General features: G+C 72.2%; 17 protein-coding genes and 1 pseudogene. 15 read left to right on the plus strand and 3 right to left on the minus strand.

What is annotated here, in order from left to right:
* Nucleotides 1–189 precede the first annotated feature (189 nt).
* The 3 genes from cmk to BM339_RS04530 all read left to right on the plus strand — a co-directional run bounded on the left by cmk (nucleotide 190) and on the right by BM339_RS04530 (nucleotide 2,621).
* Complete coding sequence (cmk, locus tag BM339_RS04520; protein WP_075019960.1) at nucleotides 190–852, plus strand: (d)CMP kinase; 663 nt, start codon at nucleotides 190–192, stop codon at nucleotides 850–852.
* A 3-nt stretch (nucleotides 853–855) separates the two neighbouring features.
* On the plus strand, nucleotides 856–2,241 hold the full coding sequence (gene der, locus BM339_RS04525) for a ribosome biogenesis GTPase Der (protein WP_021597568.1): 1,386 nt from the start codon (nucleotides 856–858) through the stop codon (nucleotides 2,239–2,241).
* Between the two features lie 176 nt (nucleotides 2,242–2,417).
* Nucleotides 2,418–2,621: a hypothetical protein gene (locus BM339_RS04530; protein ID WP_075019961.1), complete on the plus strand. Its 204-nt coding sequence runs from the start codon at nucleotides 2,418–2,420 to the stop codon at nucleotides 2,619–2,621.
* Here the strand turns inward: BM339_RS04530 and BM339_RS04535 are convergent.
* Nucleotides 2,618–3,226: a hypothetical protein gene (locus tag BM339_RS04535; RefSeq protein ID WP_024935255.1), complete on the minus strand. Its 609-nt coding sequence runs from the start codon at nucleotides 3,224–3,226 to the stop codon at nucleotides 2,618–2,620. The genes BM339_RS04530 and BM339_RS04535 overlap by 4 nt on opposite strands.
* 93 nt (nucleotides 3,227–3,319) lie before the next feature.
* On the opposite strand from BM339_RS04535, the gene BM339_RS04540 reads away from it, so the two are divergent.
* The 8 genes and pseudogenes from BM339_RS04540 to soxR form a co-directional block, all read left to right on the plus strand.
* The gene (locus tag BM339_RS04540; RefSeq protein WP_075019962.1) at nucleotides 3,320–4,462 is read left to right on the plus strand and encodes a nucleoside 2-deoxyribosyltransferase domain-containing protein; all 1,143 of its coding nucleotides are present in this window, start codon (nucleotides 3,320–3,322) and stop codon (nucleotides 4,460–4,462) included.
* A gap of 96 nt (nucleotides 4,463–4,558) precedes the next feature.
* Nucleotides 4,559–4,966, plus strand: coding sequence for a TOBE domain-containing protein (locus tag BM339_RS04545; RefSeq protein WP_021597572.1), 408 nt, complete (start codon nucleotides 4,559–4,561; stop codon nucleotides 4,964–4,966).
* A gap of 23 nt (nucleotides 4,967–4,989) precedes the next feature.
* Nucleotides 4,990–5,775, plus strand: coding sequence for a molybdate ABC transporter substrate-binding protein (gene modA / locus BM339_RS04550; protein ID WP_075019963.1), 786 nt, complete (start codon nucleotides 4,990–4,992; stop codon nucleotides 5,773–5,775).
* On the plus strand, nucleotides 5,772–6,626 hold the full coding sequence (locus tag BM339_RS04555) for an ABC transporter permease (protein WP_083597237.1): 855 nt from the start codon (nucleotides 5,772–5,774) through the stop codon (nucleotides 6,624–6,626). The genes modA and BM339_RS04555 overlap by 4 nt, the downstream gene beginning before the upstream one ends.
* Entirely contained in the window at nucleotides 6,623–7,699 is a 1,077-nt protein-coding gene (locus BM339_RS04560) for an ABC transporter ATP-binding protein (protein ID WP_218163560.1), read from the plus strand. Before BM339_RS04555 ends, BM339_RS04560 begins: the two co-directional genes overlap by 4 nt.
* Nucleotides 7,700–7,864: 165 nt before the next feature.
* Nucleotides 7,865–9,682 (plus strand): phosphoenolpyruvate carboxykinase (GTP), encoded by a 1,818-nt coding sequence (locus BM339_RS04565; protein WP_256255210.1) that lies wholly within the window; start codon nucleotides 7,865–7,867, stop codon nucleotides 9,680–9,682.
* Between the two features lie 195 nt (nucleotides 9,683–9,877).
* Complete coding sequence (locus tag BM339_RS04570) at nucleotides 9,878–10,462, plus strand: HdeD family acid-resistance protein (RefSeq protein WP_021597076.1); 585 nt, start codon at nucleotides 9,878–9,880, stop codon at nucleotides 10,460–10,462.
* Between the two features lie 57 nt (nucleotides 10,463–10,519).
* Nucleotides 10,520–10,969: pseudogene (gene soxR / locus BM339_RS04575) on the plus strand (redox-sensitive transcriptional activator SoxR); the annotation flags it as partial.
* 153 nt (nucleotides 10,970–11,122) lie between these two features.
* Here the strand turns inward: soxR and BM339_RS04580 are convergent.
* A complete protein-coding gene (locus tag BM339_RS04580; RefSeq protein WP_083597240.1) occupies nucleotides 11,123–13,525 on the minus strand; it encodes a glycoside hydrolase family 65 protein in 2,403 nt (800 codons plus the stop codon).
* Nucleotides 13,522–14,271, minus strand: coding sequence for an HAD family hydrolase (locus BM339_RS04585; protein WP_075019966.1), 750 nt, complete (start codon nucleotides 14,269–14,271; stop codon nucleotides 13,522–13,524). The genes BM339_RS04580 and BM339_RS04585 overlap by 4 nt, the downstream gene beginning before the upstream one ends.
* 155 nt (nucleotides 14,272–14,426) lie before the next feature.
* Here BM339_RS04585 and gndA point away from each other — a divergent pair, with 155 nt between their 5' ends.
* The 4 genes from gndA to BM339_RS04605 all read left to right on the plus strand — a co-directional run bounded on the left by gndA (nucleotide 14,427) and on the right by BM339_RS04605 (nucleotide 19,583).
* Nucleotides 14,427–15,851 (plus strand): NADP-dependent phosphogluconate dehydrogenase, encoded by a 1,425-nt coding sequence (gene gndA / locus BM339_RS04590; RefSeq protein ID WP_075019967.1) that lies wholly within the window; start codon nucleotides 14,427–14,429, stop codon nucleotides 15,849–15,851.
* A gap of 205 nt (nucleotides 15,852–16,056) precedes the next feature.
* Complete coding sequence (locus BM339_RS04595) at nucleotides 16,057–16,314, plus strand: hypothetical protein (RefSeq protein WP_143118273.1); 258 nt, start codon at nucleotides 16,057–16,059, stop codon at nucleotides 16,312–16,314.
* Nucleotides 16,315–16,431: 117 nt separating this feature from the next.
* Nucleotides 16,432–17,028 carry an HDIG domain-containing metalloprotein gene (locus BM339_RS04600; RefSeq protein ID WP_075019969.1) on the plus strand — a complete coding sequence of 199 codons (597 nt, stop codon included), beginning with the start codon at nucleotides 16,432–16,434 and terminating at the stop codon, nucleotides 17,026–17,028.
* A gap of 47 nt (nucleotides 17,029–17,075) precedes the next feature.
* A complete protein-coding gene (locus BM339_RS04605) occupies nucleotides 17,076–19,583 on the plus strand; it encodes a DEAD/DEAH box helicase (RefSeq protein ID WP_021597069.1) in 2,508 nt (835 codons plus the stop codon).
* The last annotated feature ends 6 nt before the right edge of the window (nucleotides 19,584–19,589 follow it).

Below are 19,589 nucleotides of genomic sequence, written 5' to 3' on the forward strand. Positions count from 1 at the left end.
TCTTGTCGGGGGGTCTGGGGGGTCGTCCTCTCAGAGTGGCGCTGACCGACGCCTGGAGCGGAGTTCTGCGGCGGCCGGAACGGTGGGCGCGGGCCGGTAGCCTGGTTCGCTGGAGCTTGTCCGGGGGACCCGCGCGCCCGCGCGACGACGAGCGCCGCCCGCTTCGTGACGACCAGAGAGGGAGCGACCGTGCCGCTCGTCATCGCCATGGACGGCCCGTCGGGGTCCGGCAAGTCCAGCGCGTCCAAGGGCGTCGCCCGCGCGCTCGGGCTGCGGTACCTGGACACCGGCGCGATGTACCGCGCCATGACGTGGTGGATGCTGGAGCACGGCGTGCCCGTCGAGGACGGCGCGGCCGTCGCGGCCCGCGCGGCGGAGCCGGAGATCGTGTCCGGCACCGACCCGGACGGGCCCACGATCACGGTGGACGGGACGGACGTGTCCGGCCCGATCCGCACCCGCGAGGTGACGAACGCGGTCAGCGCCGTCAGCTCCGTCCCGGCGGTCCGGGCGCGGCTCGTCGAGCTGCAGCGGGAGATCATCGGGGCCGGCGGGATCGTGGTGGAGGGGCGCGACATCGGCACGGTCGTCGTGCCGGACGCGCCGGTGAAGGTGTACCTGACGGCGAGCGAGGAGGCCCGCGCGGCGCGCCGGGCCAAGGACCTCGCGGCCGATCCGGGCGCGTCGGTGACGGTCACGCAGGCCGAGCAGGCACGGCGGGACCGGCTCGACTCGACCCGGAAGGCGTCGCCGCTGGCGAAGGCGGCGGGCGCGCACGAGATCGACTCGACCGGGCTGAGCCTGGCCGAGGTCATCGAGGCGGTCGTCCGCCTCGCCAAAGAGCATGAGTGAGCTGTGAGCGATTACGAGATCGAGACCGTCGACGTGGTCGACGACGTGGCCGCGGACGAGGGCCAGGCACCGGTGGTGGCGGTGGTGGGGCGGCCGAACGTCGGCAAGTCCACCCTCGTCAACCGGATCCTCGGCCGCCGCGAGGCCGTCGTGGAGGACGTCCCGGGCGTGACCCGCGACCGGGTCGCCTACGACGCGACCTGGAGCGGCCGCCGGTTCACCGTCGTCGACACCGGCGGGTGGCTGCCGGACTCGTCCGGCCTGGCCGCGGCGATCGCCGAGCAGGCGCGGCTGGCGGTCGACCTGGCCGACGTCGTGATGTTCGTGGTGGACGCGACCGTGGGCGCGACCGACGTGGACGAGGCCGTGGTGGAGATCCTGCGCCGGTCCGGCAAGCCGGTGGTGCTGGTCGCCAACAAGGTCGACGACGTGGGCGCCGAGTCGGACGCGGCGCTGCTGTGGTCGCTCGGCATCGGCGAGCCGCACCCGGTCAGCGCGCTGCACGGGCGCGGCAGCGGCGACCTGCTGGACGCGGTCCTGGAGGCGCTGCCGGAGGAGCCGCCGGCGGAGACGTTCGGCGAGGTGGGCGGTCCGCGCCGGGTGGCGCTGCTGGGCCGTCCCAACGTCGGCAAGTCGAGCCTGCTGAACAAGCTGGCGGGGGAGAACCGCGCGGTCGTGGACTCGGTGGCGGGCACGACCCGCGACCCGGTCGACGAGCTGATCGACCTCGGCGGCCGGACGTGGCGGTTCATCGACACCGCGGGGATCCGGCGGCGGCACAAGGAGAACCAGGGCGCCGACTTCTACGCGACGCTGCGCACGCAGTCGGCGCTGGAGCGGGCGGAGGTCGCGGTCGTGCTGGTGGACGCCGACCAGCCGCTCGCCGAGCAGGACCTGCGGATCATCTCGATGGTGATCGAGTCGGGCCGGTCGCTGGTGATCGCCTACAACAAGTGGGACCTGCTGGACGAGGAGCGCCGCCACTACCTGGAACGCGAGATCGACCGGCAGCTGCACAACGCGCGGTGGGCGCCGCGGGTGAACATCTCGGCGAAGACCGGCCGGCACATGGAGAAGCTGGTGCCGGCGATCGACACGGCGCTGGAGGGCTGGGGGACGCGGGTCCCGACGTCCAAGCTGAACCAGTTCTTCGCCGACCTGGTGAACTCGCATCCGCATCCGGTGCGCGGCGGCAAGCAGCCGCGGGTGCTGTTCGCGACGCAGGCGGGGGTGCGGCCGCCGCGGTTCGTGCTGTTCACGTCGGGGTTCCTGGAGGAGGGCTACCGGCGGTTCATCGAGCGGCGGCTGCGGGAGGAGTTCGGGTTCGCCGGGACGCCGCTCGACATCGCGATGAAGATCCGCGAAAAGCGGGGCAAGGCGAAGAAGTAGCGGAAATATCCCGCAGGCGGCCCGCCCGGGATCTTTCCCGGGCGGGCCGCGGCATGTCAGGATGCACCTGTGGGCCGCGAGTAAGTCTTCCATTACTCGCTGGATCGCGGTACGGACACATGCTCTCGTCCGGGGGCGGGCCTCCCGGACACTGGGGTGCGGCCGAGAGGTGCGACGTGAAGCTCTTGCTGCTGATCTGCGTTGCCGGCGTCTGCGTGGCGCTCAGCTTCGCCTGGCGGGAACCGTGGATCGGCGGCGTCGGCCTGCTGGTCGCCTTCGTCGCGATGTTCACCGACCGCGACGACGTGCGGACCGACGACGAGCGCGGGAGCCACGAGACCACCAAGGCCGTCCGCAACATGCGCAGCCGGGACCGCTAGCGGTCGAAGCGCGTGTCGCCCGCGACGGGCTGGTCGCCCGCGGGCGGGGGACCGTGCCCCGGCGGGTTCTCCCGCGCGTAGCGGCCGTAGACGAGCGGCTGCGTGCTGTTGGCGCCGGTGAACACCGGCTCCTCGTCCGGCGGCTCCTGCTCCCGGACGCCGGCCACGGCGAACCGGCCGAGCGCGAGCGCGGCGAGGAACACGACGACGACGCCCAGCCCGGTGAAGCCGGCGAGCTGCTCGCCGAGGTGCCGGGCCTCCTCCGTCCCGAGCGGTGCGCCGACGCCGGGGACGTCCCACAGCGTCGCGACGGACGTGCCGACGGCGAACCAGGCGCCGCCGAGCGCGGCCAGCCAGGCGCCGGCCATCCCGAAGGCGCGGTTGGCGCTGAGGAGGACGATCAGCCCGCCCAGCGCGGCGGCCGCTCCGGGCGCGATGCTGAGCTGCAGCCGGTCGGTGTTGTAGACCCAGGGGTCGTCCGGTGCGAACCCGAAGTCGAAATAGGGCCCCGCGAGGGGCAGGAGCGCGCCCCACAGGCCCAGCAGGACCAGCAGGAATCCACAGAAGGCGCCCCGGGAGCGTGGTACTCGCATGGTCCCAGTCATGATCGATCCTCCTGACCGGGCGGGTGATTCTGGTTTGAATCAGGCTTTACCCGGAGCAAGACGGTCCACACGGTCGGAGAGGGGCAAGGGCGAATGGAAGGTGACATCACCGTCGTCTACGCGCGGGAGGAGCCGCCGGATCACTGGGACGCCGCCGTCTTCCTCGCCGGGCCGTCCCCGCGCTCGCCGGAGGTCGCCTCGTGGCGGCCGGACGCGGTCGCCGAGCTGCGCGGACGGTGGCGCGGTGGCGGACGGCTCGTGGTGTTCGTCCCCGAGCACCGCCACGGCCGCTACGACGACTACGTGGACCAGGTCGAGTGGGAGGAGCGCTGCCTGCACTTGGCCGACGAGGTCGTCTTCTGGGTCCCGCGCGAGATCGCGACCATGCCCGCGTTCACCACGAACGTGGAGTGGGGGGTGTGGCACGACAGCGGGCGGGTCGTGTTCGGCGCACCGCCCGAGGCGCCGGGGAACCGCTACCTGCTGCACTACGCCGCGAAGTTCGGCGTGCCGACGGCGGCCGACCTGGCGGGAACCGTCACGGCCGCGCTCGCGCGGATCGGCGCGGGCGCGGCACGGGCGGGCGGCGAGCGCGAGGTCCCGTTGCTGCTGTGGCGCGAGCCGTCCTTCCAGCGCTGGTATGAAGGGCAGCGGGCCGCCGGAAACACCCTGACCGGCGCCCGGGTGGTCTTCCGGTTCGGTGTGTGCTGGGCGCTGCACGTCCGGATGCGCGTCGCCGCCGAGGACCGGGTCAAGGAGAACGAGATCGTCATCGGGCGGCCCGACATCTCGGCCGTGGTCCTGTACCGGCGCGGGGCCACGCTCGACGGGACGGAGGTCGTCCTCGTCCGGGAGTTCCGCAGCCCGTGCGCGGACGGGTTCGTCCACGAGCTGCCGGGCGGCTCGGGGACGGGCGGCCCGGCCGCCGTCGCGCTCGCGGAGGTCGCCGAGGAGACCGGGCTGGCGCTGGAGCCGGGGCGGCTGCGCGCCCACCGGAGCCGGCAGGTGAACGCCACGCTGTCCGCGCACCGCGCGCACCTGTTCTCCGCCGAGATCACCGCGGCCGAGGCGGACCGGCTCCGGGCCTCCGGGCCGCACGGCGTGGCCGCCGACGGCGAGCGCACCTACGTCGAGGTGACCGCGTTCGGGCGGATCAGGCGGGAGCGGCTCGTCGACGCGGCCAACCTCGGCATGATCGCCGAGGTGCTCCTGGAGTGTGCTGACCCGGCCTGGTGATGGACGCATATGCCAGGTGTTCCTCCATAAGCATTTGCAGATTCTGGACGTGGAGTCGGCTTCTCCTCGCATCTGCGGATGGCTAGGCTAGGTCGCGTGACGACGTTCAGGATCGGCGAGGCCGCGGCGCTCCTCGGGGTCAGCGCGGACACCGTCCGCCGCTGGGTGGACGGGGGGCGGCTCCCGGCGTCCCGGGACGAGCACGGCCACCGGCGGGTGCCGGGCGCCGACCTCGCCGCCTTCGTCCGCGAGCAGGCGCGCGGCAGCGGGCCGTCCGACCAGGCCGAGCGGTTCTCCTCGGCGCGCAACCGGCTGCGGGGGATCGTCACCGAGGTCGTGCGGGACGGGGTGATGGCGCAGGTGGAGATCCAGGCGGGTCCGTTCCGGGTCGTGTCGCTGATGAGCCGCGAGGCGGCGGACGACCTCGGGCTGGAGGCGGGCGTGGTCGCCGACGCCGTCGTGAAGTCGACGAACGTCGTGGTCGAGGTGCCGGAGCCGGGCTGACCCCCGGCCGGTGAGGAGGGCCGGTGAGGAAGATCGTGGACAAGCGCATCGCGCCGGCAGCGGCCCTGCTGCTCGCCGCGGCGGCGGGCTGCGGCGACACCGGCGGTGCTTCGGGGACGGGATCCGGAGGGGGCGGTAGGACGCTGACGGTCTTCGCCGCGGCGTCGCTGACCGAGGTGTTCGGCTCCCTCGGGAAGACGTTCGAGACGGCGCACCCCGGCGTGCAGGTCAGGTTCAACTTCGGCGGCAGCTCGACGCTCGCGCAGCAGATCACGCAGGGCGCGCCGGCGGACGTGTTCGCCGCCGCGAGCCCCGCCACGATGACGACGGTGACCGGAGCCGGGGACGCCGCCGGCGCGCCCGCGGTTTTCACGAAGAACCGCCTGGTCATCGCCGTCCCCAAGGACAACCCCGGCAGGGTTGCGGCGGTCGGCGACCTGGCCCGGCCGGGGTTGAAGATCGTGCTGTGCGCGGTGCGGGTGCCGTGCGGGGCGGCGGCGGAGACCGCGCTCGGCGCGGCGGGGGTGCGGGTGCGGCCGGCGTCGCGGGAGCAGGACGTCAAGGCCGTCCTGACGAAGGTCGGGCTGGGGGAGGCCGACGCCGGGCTCGTCTACCGCACCGACGCCAGGGCAGCCGGCGGCACGGTGACCGGCATCGAGTTCCCCGAGGCGGCGAAGGCGGTCAACGACTATCCGATCGTCGAGGTCGCCAAGGCTCCGCAGAGCGCGCTCGCCAAGGAGTTCATCCGGCTCGTCCTGGGGAGCCAGGGCAAGGCGGCGCTGACCGGGGCGGGCTTCGAGGCGCCATGAGCCCCGCGCCGGAGGCGTCCTGGGAAGCCCGGCGGGCGCGGCGGACACGGGCCGGTGAGCGGGACCCGCTACCGGGGCGGCCGCCGTGGATCCTTCTCCTTCCCGCGCTGGCCGGGCTCGCGTTCCTGGTGCTGCCGCTGGCGGGCCTGCTCGTGCGGGCGCCGTGGTCGACGCTCGGCACCCGCCTCATGGAGCCGCAGGTGCTGGAGGCGCTGCGGCTCTCGCTGGTCACCGCCACCCTCGCCACCTGCCTGTGCCTGCTGTTCGGCGTGCCGCTGGCCTGGGTGCTCGCCCGCGTCCGGTTCCCCGGCGTCCGGCTCGTCCGTGCGCTGGTGACGGTGCCGCTCGTGCTGCCCCCGGTCGTCGGCGGCGTCGCGCTGCTGCTCGCGCTCGGGCGCCGCGGGCTGGTCGGCGGCTGGCTGGACGCCACCTTCGGGATCACGTTCCCGTTCACCACCGCCGGGGTGGTCCTCGCCGAGACGTTCGTGGCGATGCCGTTCCTGGTGATCAGCGTGGAGGGCGCCCTGCGCGCCGCCGACCTGCGCTACGAGGAGGCCGCCGCCACCCTCGGCGCCGGCCGCTGGACGATCTTCCGGCGGGTCACGCTGCCGCTCGTGGCCCCCGGCGTCGCGGCCGGGGCGATCCTGTGCTGGGCGCGGGCGCTCGGCGAGTTCGGCGCGACGATCACGTTCGCGGGCAACTTCCCCGGCCGGACGCAGACGATGCCGCTCGCGGTGTACCTGGCGCTGGAGACCGATCCGCAGGCGGCGATCGTGCTCAGCCTGGTCCTGCTCGCCGTCTCCGTCCTCGTCCTGGCCGCGCTCCGGGACCGCTGGGCGGGCGGCTCGTGAACCGCGCGGCGGGGCCGCGGGGCGCGGGGAGCGCCGGCCTGGACGCGCGGGTCGTGGTGCGGCGCGCCGCGTTCGACCTCGATCTCGCGCTCACCGCCGGGCCGGGCGAGGTCGTGGCGCTGCTCGGCCCGAACGGCGCCGGCAAGAGCACCGCGCTGCGCGCCCTCGCCGGGCTCGTCCCGATGGCGGGCGGGCACGTCCGGCTGGACGGCGAGGACCTGCGCCCGCTGCCGCCCGACCGCCGCGGCATCGGCATGGTATTCCAGGACTACCTGCTGTTCCCGCACCTCAGCGCGCTGGAGAACGTCGCGTTCGGGCCGCGCTGCCAGGGCGCCGGACGCCGCGCCGCGCGCCGGACCGCCGCGCGGTGGCTGGAGCGGGTCGGGCTCGCGGAGTACGCGTCCGCCCGTCCGCGCGCCCTGTCGGGCGGGCAGGCGCAGCGCGTCGCGCTGGCCCGCGCGCTGGCCGTCGACCCGGGGCTGCTCCTGCTGGACGAGCCGCTCGCCGCCCTCGACGCCCACACCCGGATGGAGATCAGGGCCGCGCTGCGCCGCCACCTCGCCGGGTTCCCGGGAGCGGCCGTGCTCGTCACCCACGACCCGCTGGACGCGATGGTGCTGGCCGACCGGATCGTCGTCGTCGAGGACGGCCGGCTCGTCCAGGAGGGAACGCCCGCCGACGTCGCCCGGCGCCCGCGCACCGGGTACGTGGCGCGGCTGGTCGGGCTGAACCTGTACCGGGGCCGGGCCGAGGGCGGCACCGTGACGATCGGCGACGGCGGCGCGACGCTCGACAGTGTCGACTCGCTCGACGGTGAGGTCTTTCTGGCCTTCGCGCCATCCGCGGTGGCGCTGTACCGGACCCGCCCCGACGGCAGCCCCCGCAACCTCTGGCGCGCGCGGGTCGGCGCGATCGAGCGGCAGGGCGACCGGGTCCGGGTGCGGTTGTCCGGGCCGCCCTTCGAGGCCGTCGCGGACGTGACGCCGGCGGCCGTGGCCGAGCTCCAATTGTCGGAGGGCAGCTCCATATGGGCGGCCGTGAAGGCCACCGAAACTCACGTTTACCCAGCTTGAGACCGTCCGCACGGGCAGCGGGCCGCCCGCCCGCGTACGGGTGATATCCATCACAAATCGGGCAGGAACTCCGATAAGCCGACGGGATTGGTCCAGACCAAATGGCAAAAACGACGGGTGTTGTTCATTATGCGAGCATCCTGTGAACAGCTGAAGGAGATGCCCGTGTCCAACCAGGTCCCCGGCCTCGACCAGGCCCCAACCGGCCACACCGAACTGATTGAGTGGGTACGCGGGATCGCCGAGCTGACCGGCCCGGACCGGGTCGAGTGGTGCGACGGCTCGGACGCCGAGTGGGAGCGCCTGACCGGCCTCCTCGTCGAGCAGGGCACGCTCACGCGCCTCGACCCGGCCAAACGGCCGAACAGCTTCCACGCCGCGTCCGACCCCACCGACGTCGCCCGCGTCGAGGACCGGACGTTCATCTGCTCCGAGAAGGAGTCGGACGCCGGCCCCACCAACAACTGGGTCGCGCCCGCCGAGATGCGGGAGACCCTCGGCGGCCTCTTCAAGGACTGCATGAAGGGCCGCACCATGTACGTGGTGCCCTTCTGCATGGGCCCCCTCGGCGGCAACATCTCCCAGCTCGGCGTTGAGATCACCGACTCGGCCTACGTCGCGGTGTCCATGCGGATCATGACGCGGATGGGCGAGGGCGCGCTGCGGCTGATCGAGGAGCGCGGGTCGTACGTCAAGGCCGTCCACTCGGTCGGCGCCCCGCTGGAGCCCGGCCAGAAGGACGCCACGTGGCCGTGCAACTCCACCAAGTACATCACCCACTTCCCCGAGACCCGGGAGATCTGGTCCTACGGCTCCGGGTACGGCGGCAACGCCCTGCTCGGCAAGAAGTGCTACGCGCTGCGGATCGCCTCGACGATGGCGCGCGACGAGGGCTGGATGGCCGAGCACATGCTCGTGCTCAAGCTGACCCCGCCCTCCGGTGAGACCCGCTACGTGGCCGCGGCGTTCCCCTCGGCGTGCGGCAAGACCAACCTCGCCATGCTGGAGCCGACCATCCCCGGCTGGAAGGTCGAGACGATCGGCGACGACATCGCCTGGATGCGGTTCGGCGACGACGGCCGCCTCTACGCCATCAACCCGGAGGCCGGGTTCTTCGGCGTCGCGCCCGGCACCGGCGAGAGCACCAACGCCAACGCGGTGAAGACGCTCTGGGGCAACAGCATCTTCACCAACGTGGCGCTGACCGACGACGGCGACGTGTGGTGGGAGGGCCTCACCGACGAGCCGCCCGCGCATCTGACCGACTGGAAGGGCAACGACTGGACGCCGGAGTCCGAGACCCCGGCCGCCCACCCGAACGCCCGCTTCACCACCCCGGCCGGCCAGTGCCCGATCATCGCCGACGAGTGGGAGGACCCGAAGGGCGTCCCGATCTCGGCGATCCTGTTCGGCGGCCGGCGCGCCTCCGCCGTCCCGCTCGTCACCGAGTCGTTCGACTGGCAGCAGGGCGTGTTCCTCGGCGCCAACGTCGCGTCCGAGAAGACCGCCGCCGCCGAGGGCAAGGTCGGCGAGCTGCGCCGCGACCCGTTCGCGATGCTGCCGTTCTGCGGCTACAACATGGGCGACTACTTCGGCCACTGGCTGGAGATCGGCAAGGCCACCGACCCCGAGAAGCTGCCGCGGATCTACTACGTCAACTGGTTCCGCAAGGACGCCGGCGGCAGGTTCGTCTGGCCCGGCTTCGGCGAGAACAGCCGCGTGCTGAAGTGGATCGTCGAGCGGCTCAACGGCAAGGCCGACGCGGTCAAGACCCCGATCGGGCACCTGCCGACCAAGGACGCGCTGGACACCGAGGGCCTGGACCTCGACGACGCCGACCTGGACATGCTGCTGTCGGTCGACACCGAGGTGTGGAAGCAGGAGGCCGCGCTCGTGCCGGAGTTCTTCGAGAGGTTCGGCGACCACACGCCGAAGGCGCTGTGGGACGAGTACCACGACCTGGTGCGCCGCCTGGAGCACTAGGCCGTCCGCTCTCCGCGTGCCCGCCCCCGGCGTTCCACCGCCGGGGGCGGGCACGACGCGTAGATACCCCTCCTGGGCGATTTCTTTGAATTGTCAAATTTGCCCAATTTAGGGGTGGTCTTGGGCTTCCCCGTGGCACCGGGCGGCAACCAGATGAGGTACGCACATCGCCGTCCGCGGCCCCGGGAGGCAGGCATGTTCGAGCCGATGACCCGCCACTGGTGGGTGCTGGCGCTGCGCGGCGCGTTCGCGATCCTGTTCGGCATCGCCGCCTGGGTGTGGCCCGGCATCACCGTCTGGGCGCTCGTCGTGCTCTTCGGCGCGTACGCGCTGGTGGACGGCGTGTTCGCGCTCGCGGCGGCGTTCCGCGACACGACCGGCGGGCCGCGCGGCATGCTCCTGCTGTCCGGCGTCGCCGGGGTCGGCCTCGGCGTCGTGGCGCTGGTGTGGCCCGGCATCACCGCGTTCGTCCTGCTGATGCTGATCGCCGCGTGGGCGGTCGCCACCGGCGTGCTGGAGATCGTCGCCGCGGTCGCGCTGCGCAAGGAGCTGCGCGGCGAGTGGGCGTACGTGCTGACGGGCGCGGTCTCGGTGATCTTCGGCATCCTGCTGTTCGCCTGGCCGGTGTCCGGCGCGGTCGCCATCGTCTGGCTGATCGGGCTGTTCGCGATCCTGTTCGGCGCCGCCATGGTCGGCGCCGCGTTCCGGCTGCGCAGGCTCGGCCGCGAGGTGCGGCGGACGGAGGGCGCCCTCGGCGGCCCCAGGCCCGCCCACCCCTGATCGCCGCCGCCGCACCGGAAACCTCGACCGCGCTTGAGGTCGCATAGGATGCGGCGCATGACGCGGCTGGAGCACCGGGTACACGAACTGACCGTCGGGCAGCTCGCCGAGCGGAGCGGCGTGGCCGTCTCGGCGCTGCACTTCTACGAGTCCAAGGGGCTGATCAGCAGCCGCCGCACGGCGGGCAACCAGCGCAGGTTCGGCCGCGACACCCTCCGCCGCGTCTCGTTCATCAAGGTGTCGCAGCGCGTCGGCATCCCGCTCAGCGACATCCGCGACGCCCTCGCCACCCTCCCCGAGGAGCGCACCCCCACGGTGGAGGACTGGGCGCGGCTCTCGGAGGCGTGGCGCAGCGACCTCGACGCGCGCATCCGGCAGCTGGAGCGGCTGCGCGACGACCTCACCGACTGCATCGGCTGCGGCTGCCTGTCGATCAGCAGGTGCGCGCTCGCCAACCCCTACGACCGGCTCGGCGACGAGGGGCCCGGACCGCGCCGCCTGCTGGTGAACCGGGGCGCGGAGGCGGTGCACGACGCGGAGGCGCCGCATGGTGCGCGGCAGGCGGCCCCGTCCCGTCCGGCGGAGGAGACCCGCGCCGTCTCGGAGGCCGCCCACCACGCGGAGTGCGGGGGCGTCTGCGCCCCCGAGGGCTGACCCGCGCTACCTGCGGAGCGGGACGCGGCCGTGCGGGTCGATGCGGCGGGGCGCCGGTTCCCGCCCGGACGGCTGGGCCGGCGCCGGACGCACCGGGATCGGCTCGATCGGCAGCTCCGCCGGCTCGTCGTCGGAGAGGCTGAACTCCTCGCCGTGGTGCCACAGGGTGATGCCCGGCCCGTCCAGCAGCTCGTAGGACGCCGACTCCGCCGTCACCGCCACCTTGATCAGGCTGCCCCGGTACCGCATGCGGAACGTCAGCCGGCTGATCCCGCCGGGCAGCCGCGGCGCGAACCGGAGCCGGCCCTTGCCCGCGCGCATCCCGCCGAACCCGGCGACCAGGCCGCTCCACGCGCCCGCCATCGAGGCGATGTGCAGCCCGTCGCGGGTGTTGTGGTTCAGGTCGTGCAGGTCCATCAGCGCGGTCTCGCCCAGGTAGTCGTGCGCCAGCTCCAGCTGGCCGACCTCGGCGGCGACCACGGCCTGCGTCTGCGCCGAGAGCGAGGAGTCCCGGACGGTCAGGCCCTCGTAGTAGGCGAAGTCGCGCTCCTTCTGCTCCTCGGTGAACGCGTCCCCGCACAGGTGCAGGGCGAGCACCAGGTCCGCCTGCTTGACGACCTGCTTGCGGTAGAGGTCGAAGTAGGGGAAGTTCAGCAGCAGCGGGTAGTGGTCGGGTTTCGTCGCCGCGAAGTCCCAGCGGGCGTGGTTGGTGAAGCTCTCGCTCTGCGGGTGGACGCCCAGCCGGTCGTCGTAGGGGATGAGCATGGCCGCCGCCGCGTCCCGCCACGACGCCGCCTCCTCGGCGTTCACGCCCAGCCGGTCGGCCACGTCGGGGTGGCGCATCGCCATCTCCGCGGCCTCCTGGAGGTTCCGGCGCGCCATCAGGTTGGTGTAGACGTTGTTGTCCACGACCGCGCTGTACTCGTCCGGTCCGGTGACGCCGTCGATGCGGAAGACGCCGCCGACGTCGTGATGGCCGAGGCTGCGCCACAGCCGGGCGGTCTGCACCAGGATGTCCAGGCCGACCTCCCGCTCGAACTGCTCGTCCCGGGTGGCGTCCACGTACCGGACGACGGCGTCGGAGATGTCGGCGTTGATGTGGAACGCGGCGGTGCCGGCGGGCCAGTACCCGGAGCACTCGTGGCCGCGGATCGTCCGCCAGGGGAACGTGGCCCCGCCCAGCCCGAGCTGGTTGGCGCGCTCCACCGCCAGCGGCAGCGTCATGTGCCGCCACGCCAGCGCGTCCGCCGCGGCGCCCGGCGAGGTGTAGGTCAGCACGGGAAGCACGAACGTCTCGGTGTCCCAGAACGTGTGCCCGTCATAGCCGGGACCCGTCAGCCCCTTCGCCGGGATCATGCGGCGCTCCGCCCGCGCCCCCGCCTGCAGGACGTGGAACAGCCCGAACCGGACCGCCTGCTGGATCTCGGCGTCGCCCTCGACCTCGACGTCCGCGCCCTCCCAGAAGCCGTCGAGGTACTCGCGCTGCTCGGCCAGCAGCCCGTCCCAGCCGGTCTGCCGCGCGCCCGCCAGCGCCCCGACCACCTGGTCGTGCAGCGCCGGCCGGGACCGCCGGCTCGACCACCCGTACGCGATGTACTTGACGATGCGGAGCCGCTGGCCCGGCTCCAGCCGGGTCGCGACCGTCAGCCGGCCCACGTCGTTGGAGCTCTCGGTGTCGATCGCCAGCGACTCCGGGCCCTCGATGTCGTGCGACATCCCGGCCGCCATCCGCAGGCCGCTGCGCCGCGTCCGGTGGAGCAGCAGCACCTTCTTGCCGTTGGCGACGTGCTCCTCGCTGACCAGCGGGCTGTCCAGGATCGCGGACGCGCGCGGGTCCTTGCCGCCGCCCGGCAGCGCCTCGTTGGCCACCAGCTCCGACTGGGCGACCACGCGGACCGCCTCGTCGACCGGCTCGACCTCGTAGCAGATCGCCGCGACGGCCCGCTGCGTCAGCGAGACCATCCGCACCGACGTGACCCGGATCGTCCGGTCCGCCGGAGACGTCCACTCGACCTGCCGGGTGAGCGTCCCCGCCCGCATGTCGAGGACCCGCTCGTGGTGGTGGACGCGGCCGTAGCGCACGTCGAGCGGCTCGTCGTCCACCAGCAGCCGGATCACCTTGCCGTTGGTGACGTTGATCGCCGTCTGGCCCGACTCGGGATAGCCGTAGGCGGTCTCGGCGTGCGGCAGCGGGCGCTGCTCGTAGAAGGAGTTCAGGTAGGTGCCGGGCAGCCCGTGCGGCTCGCCCTCGTCCAGGTTGCCGCGCATGCCGAGGTGCCCGTTGGACAGCGCGAACACCGACTCGGTCTGCGCCAGCCGGTCCAGCCGCAGTTCGGGCTCCCGGACGCACCAGGGCTCCACCGTGAACACCGGCCGGTCCACGGCGCTCTGCCCGTCCCGGTCACTCAATGGTTCTCCAGCAGCTCAGATAGATCGTTGACCACCACGTCGGCGCCGTGCTCGGCGAGCGCCTCGGCATGCGCCTCGCCCACCCGGTTGACGCCGACCACCTGGGCGAACCCGCCGGCGCGTCCCGCCTGGACCCCGGCGAGCGCGTCCTCGAACACCACCGCCCGCTCCGCCGGGACGCCGAGTTCCCGCGCCCCCTCCAGGAACATGTCGGGCGCCGGCTTGCCGGGCAGATGCCGCTCGGCCGCCACCACCCCGTCCACCCGGGCGTCGAACAGGTCGGTGATCCCGACGGTCCGCAGGACCTGGACGGTGTTGGCGCTCGACGACACCACGGCCGTCTTCAGCCCGGCCTTGCGCGCCGCGCGGACGTAGTCGATGGACCCGTCGAACGTCTCGACGCCCTTCTCCTCGATCAGCTTGAGGACGAGGGCGTTCTTGCGGTTCCCCAGCCCCCGCACGGTCTCGGCCTCGGGCGGATCGTCCGGATCGCCCTCCGGCAGGGTGATGCCGCGCGACTCCAGGAACGAGCGCGTCCCGTCCTCGCGCTTCTTGCCGTCGACGTACCGGCCGTAGTCGTGGACCGGGTCGAACTCGGTGAACGGCTCACCGGTCCGCCCGGCGCGCTCGCGCAGGAAACCGTCGAACATCTCCTTCCACGCCGCCGCGTGGACGGACGCCGTCCGGGTCAGCACCCCGTCCAGATCGAAGAGACACGCCGCCGCTTCGTCCGGCAGTCCCAGCATCCGCACCCCCTGCAGAATGTCACCATCGGAATGTTCCTGAATCCCGTCCCGTTTCCGCAGCCGAACGCGGTCATGCGCACCCCGTCGACCGAACGGGCGGATCATGATCCACGTACAACCCTTGGTCAGGGTCGCACACGAGGAGGAGTGAGCCAATGCAGAAGGCGCGAATCGGTGTCACGGGACTGGCGGTGATGGGCCGGAACCTGGCTCGCAACCTCGCCCGGCACGGGCATCCCGTCGCCGTGCACAACCGCACTCCCACCCGGACGAAGTCGCTGGTGGAGGAGTTCGGCGACGAGGGCACGTTCCTCCCCGCCGACACGCCGGAGCAGTTCGTGGCGTCCCTGGAGCGGCCCCGCCGCCTCGTCATCATGGTGAAGGCGGGCGGGCCCACCGACGCCGTCATCGACGAGTTCGCCCCGCTGTTGGAGCCCGGCGACATGATCGTCGACGGGGGCAACGCCAACTTCGCCGACACCCGCCGCCGCGAGGCCGCGCTGCGCGAGCGCGGCGTCCACTTCGTCGGCACCGGCATCTCCGGCGGCGAGGAAGGGGCCCTGCACGGCCCGAGCATCATGCCCGGCGGCTCCCCCGAGTCCTACGAGGCGCTCGGCCCGCTGCTGGAGGACATCTCCGCCAAGGTGGACGGCACGCCCTGCTGCACCCACGTCGGCCCCGACGGCGCCGGGCACTTCGTGAAGATGGTGCACAACGGCATCGAGTACGCCGACATGCAGCTGATCGCCGAGTCCTACGACCTGCTGCGGCACGCCGCCGGCCTCGCGCCCGCCGAGATCGCCGAGGTCTTCCGCACCTGGAACACCGGCCGGCTGGAGTCCTACCTCATCGAGATCACCGCCGAGGTCCTCGCGCACACCGACGCCTCCACCGGCAAGCCGTTCGTGGACGTCGTCCTCGACCAGGCCGAGCAGAAGGGCACCGGCCGCTGGACGGTGCAGACCGCGCTCGACCTGGGCGTCCCCGTCGGCGGCATCGCCGAGGCCGTCTTCGCCCGCTCGGTCTCCGGGCACGCCGCCCTCCGCGAGGCGGCGCAGGGCCTGCCGGGCCCGTCCCGCGGCGCCGTCGCCGGCTCCGGCTTCGCCGACGCCGTGGAGAAGGCCCTCTACGCCTCCAAGATCGTGGCCTACGCGCAGGGGTTCCACGAGATCCAGGCGGGCAGCGCCGAGTACGGCTGGAACATCGACCTCGGCGCGATGGCCACCATCTGGCGCGGCGGCTGCATCGTCCGGGCCCGCTTCCTCGACCGCATCCGCGCCGCCTACGCGGCCGACCCCGGCACGCCGACGCTGCTGACCGACGACCACTTCGCCGAGGCCGTCGGCGACGCCCAGGACGCCTGGCGCGACGTGGTCGCCACCTCCGCCCGCCTCGGCATCCCGGCCCCCGGCTTCTCAACGGCACTGGCCTACTACGACTCCCTGCGCGCCGACCGCCTTCCCGCCGCGCTCACCCAGGGCCAGCGCGACTTCTTCGGCGCCCACACCTACCGCCGCGTAGACCGCGAAGGCTCCTTCCACACCCTCTGGGGCGGCCCCCGCACCGAAGTCACCTCCTGACGCGTCCGTCTTGCTACACCGTCGCCTGGGAGAAGGTAAAAACAGTGTCGGAAGGTGGGGTGATCTCCGGATAGCTCGTTGTGGCTAACCGTGATCGATTGATGACTGAGCGTCCCGATGCCATGGCAGGTTGAGGGGGCGCTCTCCGACGGAGACAGGACCCGAAGGAGAGCGCGTGACCCGAAGGAGAGATAGCATGCCCGTCATGGCGCCCAAGCCCCTCGACCAGGTCACTCTCGGTGACCTGGCCACCAAGGACGACCTGAAGAACCTGGTCACCAAGGACGAGCTCGCGCAGCAGCTCGGCTCGCTCAAGCAAGAGCTCCGACAGGAGTCCAAGCAGGATCTGGGGTCGGCCGTCAACCTGATCATGGGTGAGCTCGGCAAGCTGGCCGCCCAGCAGGTAGAGATGTCCAGGACGCTGGCCCGCCTGGTCGCCAAGGTCGACGGTATAGACAAGTAGCGCGATCGCATGACGATGCCCCTGGGAACCACATCCCGGGGGCATCTCGCGTTCTAGACCACGACGTCGATCTGGATCGTCACTGCTCGTTGTCGGTGGACGCCATAGGGTGGCGGGATGCGGGTTCCTGAAGACGATGAGATCCGGGCTTTACATGAGCGGCACGCGCCTAGTACGGAGGCGTTCGACCTGGTCTGGACGCACTGCGCGATCGTGTGCGAGATCGCCGAGGAGCTGATGCAGGGCGGCGGGCTGGACGTGGACAAGGACCTTGTCCGGGCCGGGTGCCTGCTGCACGACATCGGGGTCTACCGGCTGTACGACGCCAGTGGACGGCTCGATCACCAGCGGTATGTGCGGCATGGGCTTCTGGGGCACGGGCTGCTGCGGGACGAGGGGTTCCCCGAGGAGATCTGCCGGTTCTGCTCCCGGCATACCGGGGTCGGGCTGACGCGGGACGACATCGTGCGTCTCGGGCTTCCGGTTCCTGACGCCGATCTCGTGGCCGAGACCGGGGAAGAGCGGCTCGTCATGTACGCCGACAAGTTCCACAGCAAGACCGAGCCGCCCACCTTCGTGTCCGCGGAGACCTATGCCGTCCGGGTGCGCCGGTACGGCGAGGAGAAGGTGGCGGTGTTCGAGGCCATGCGCGAGTTCTTCGGGGAGCCGGATCTCGCGTCCCTGGCCGACGGCTTCGGTCACGCCCTGGTCTGATGCCGGCGGTGACGCGGGCAGTGGGGGATCGGGGGCAGGATGGAGGGGTGAGCCTTATCGATGAGCTGCCCTCCAGAGACGACAGTGACGCCGATTCGCTCTTCGAGGCGTTCGAGCGGTGGGTGTCCGGGCGCGGGATCACGCTGTATCCCGCGCAGGAGGAGGCGCTCATCGAGGTCGTGTCGGGCGCCAACGTGATCCTGTCGACGCCGACCGGGTCCGGGAAGAGCCTGGTGGCGGCGGGGGCGCTGTTCGCGGCGCTCGGCCGGGACCAGATCGCGTTCTACACGGCGCCGATCAAGGCGCTGGTGTCGGAGAAGTTCTTCGACATGTGCGAGATGTTCGGGCGCGAGAACGTCGGGATGATGACCGGCGACGCGAGCGTGAACGCCGACGCGCCGATCATCTGCTGCACGGCCGAGGTGCTGGCGAACATCGCGCTGCGGGACGGGGCCGACGCCGACATCGGCGTGGTGGTCATGGACGAGTTCCATTTCTACGCCGAGCCCGAGCGGGGATGGGCGTGGCAGATCCCGCTGCTGGAGCTGCCGCAGGCCCAGTTCCTGCTGATGTCGGCCACCCTGGGGGACGTCGCGTTCTTCCAGAAGGACCTGACGCGGCGGACGGGGCGGCAGACGGCGCTGGTCACGTCGGCGGAGCGGCCGGTCCCGCTGATCTACGACTACCGGGTGACGCCGCTGCACGAGACGATCGAGGAGCTGCTGGCCGAGCAGAAGGCGCCGATCTACCTGGTGCACTTCACGCAGGCGGCGGCGATCGAGCGGGCGCAGTCGCTGATGAGCATCAATGTGTGCACCAAGGCGGAGAAGGCCCGGATCGCCGAGCTGATCGGCAACTTCCGGTTCACGACGAAGTTCGGGCGCAACCTGTCGCGGTTCGTCCGGCACGGGATCGGGGTGCACCACGCCGGGATGCTGCCCAAGTACCGGCGGCTGGTGGAGCGGCTGGCGCAGGCCGGGCTGCTGAAGGTCATCTGCGGGACCGACACGCTCGGCGTCGGCGTCAACGTGCCGATCCGGACGGTGGTGTTCACCGCGCTGAGCAAGTACGACGGGCACCGGGTGCGGCGGCTGCGGGCGCGGGAGTTCCACCAGATCGCCGGGCGGGCCGGGCGGGCCGGGTTCGACACGGTCGGGTTCGTCGTCGCGCAGGCGCCCGAGCACGTGGTGGAGAACGAGAAGGCGCTCGCCAAGGCCGGCGATGATCCGAAGAAGCGGCGGAAGGTCCAGCGCAAGAAGCCGCCGGAGGGGTTCGTCGGCTGGGACGAGGAGGTCTTCAGGAAGCTGCAGGAGGCCGAGCCGGAGATGCTCCGGTCCCGGTTCCAGGTCAGCCACGCGATGCTGCTGTCGGTGATCGCGCGGCCCGGCAACGCGTTCCAGGCGATGAAGCGGCTGCTGACCGACAACCACGAGGAGCCGGCCGCGCGGCGCCGGCACATCTCGCGGGCGATCGCGATCTACCGGTCGCTGCTGGCGGGCGGTGTGGTCGAGGCGCTGCCCGAGCCGGACGACGCCGGACGGTACGCGCGGATCACCGTCGACCTCCAGGAGGACTTCGCGCTCAACCAGGCGCTGTCGACGTTCGCGCTGGCCGCGTTCGAGGTGCTCGACCCGGCGTCGCCCACGTACGCGCTGGACGTCCTGTCGGTGATCGAGGCGACGCTGGACGATCCGCGGCAGATCCTCGCCGCGCAGGTCAACAAGGCGCGCGGCGAGGCCGTCCAGGAGATGAAGGCCGAGGGGATCGAGTACGAGGAGCGGATGGAGTTGCTCCAGGACGTCGACCACCCCAAGCCGCTGGAGGACGAGCTCGACGCCGCGTACGAGATCTACCGGGCCGGGCATCCGTGGGTCGGCGACCATCCGCTGCGGCCGAAGTCGGTCGTGCGCGACATGTACGAGCGCGCGATGACGTTCACCGAGTACATCGGGTACTACGAGCTGGCGCGGGCCGAGGGCCTCGTCCTGCGGTACCTGTCGGGGGCGTACAAGGCACTGCAGCAGACCGTCCCGGAGTCGATCAAGACCGATGACCTGATCGACCTGATCGAGTGGCTGGGCGAGCTGGTCCGGCAGGTGGACTCCAGCCTGCTGGACGAGTGGGAGCAGCTCGCCAACCCCGCCGACGAGGACCTGGACGAGCCGATCGAGGAGCGGGTCGCGAAGGTGACCGCGAACGCGCGGGCGTTCCGGGTGCTGGTGCGCAACGCGATGTTCCGGCGGGTGGAGCTGGCGGCGCTGGAGCGCTACGCCGAGCTCGGCGAGCTGGACCCCGACTTCGGCGCCGGCGCGTGGGCGGACGCCATGGACGGCTACTTCGAGGAGCACGACGAGCTGCTCACCGGGCCGGACGCGCGCGGGCCGAAGCTGCTGCAGATCGAGGAGGTGCCGGAGGACGCCCTGTGGCGGGTCCGGCAGGTGTTCGACGACCCCGAGGGCCATCACGACTGGGGCATCAGCGCCGAGGTCGACCTCGCGGGTTCCGACCAGGAGGGCGAGGCCGTCGTCCGGGTGACCGGCGTCGACCGGATGTAGGAGGCC

This window comes from Actinomadura madurae (assembly GCF_900115095.1).
Taxonomy (GTDB): Bacteria; Actinomycetota; Actinomycetes; order Streptosporangiales; family Streptosporangiaceae; genus Spirillospora; species Spirillospora madurae.

Coding starts and splice junctions, on each gene's coding strand:
- BM339_RS04585 (WP_075019966.1), bottom strand. CDS start 14,271: ATGCTGGGACTGCCGGACGAAGCGGCGGCGTGTCTCTTCGATCTGGAC.
- BM339_RS04570 (WP_021597076.1), top strand. CDS start 9,878: ATGTTCGAGCCGATGACCCGCCACTGGTGGGTGCTGGCGCTGCGCGGC.
- BM339_RS04600 (WP_075019969.1), top strand. CDS start 16,432: ATGCGGGTTCCTGAAGACGATGAGATCCGGGCTTTACATGAGCGGCAC.
- BM339_RS04555 (WP_083597237.1), top strand. CDS start 5,772: ATGAGCCCCGCGCCGGAGGCGTCCTGGGAAGCCCGGCGGGCGCGGCGG.
- BM339_RS04595 (WP_143118273.1), top strand. CDS start 16,057: ATGGCGCCCAAGCCCCTCGACCAGGTCACTCTCGGTGACCTGGCCACC.
- gndA (WP_075019967.1), top strand. CDS start 14,427: ATGCAGAAGGCGCGAATCGGTGTCACGGGACTGGCGGTGATGGGCCGG.
- BM339_RS04535 (WP_024935255.1), bottom strand. CDS start 3,226: ATGACTGGGACCATGCGAGTACCACGCTCCCGGGGCGCCTTCTGTGGA.
- BM339_RS04540 (WP_075019962.1), top strand. CDS start 3,320: ATGGAAGGTGACATCACCGTCGTCTACGCGCGGGAGGAGCCGCCGGAT.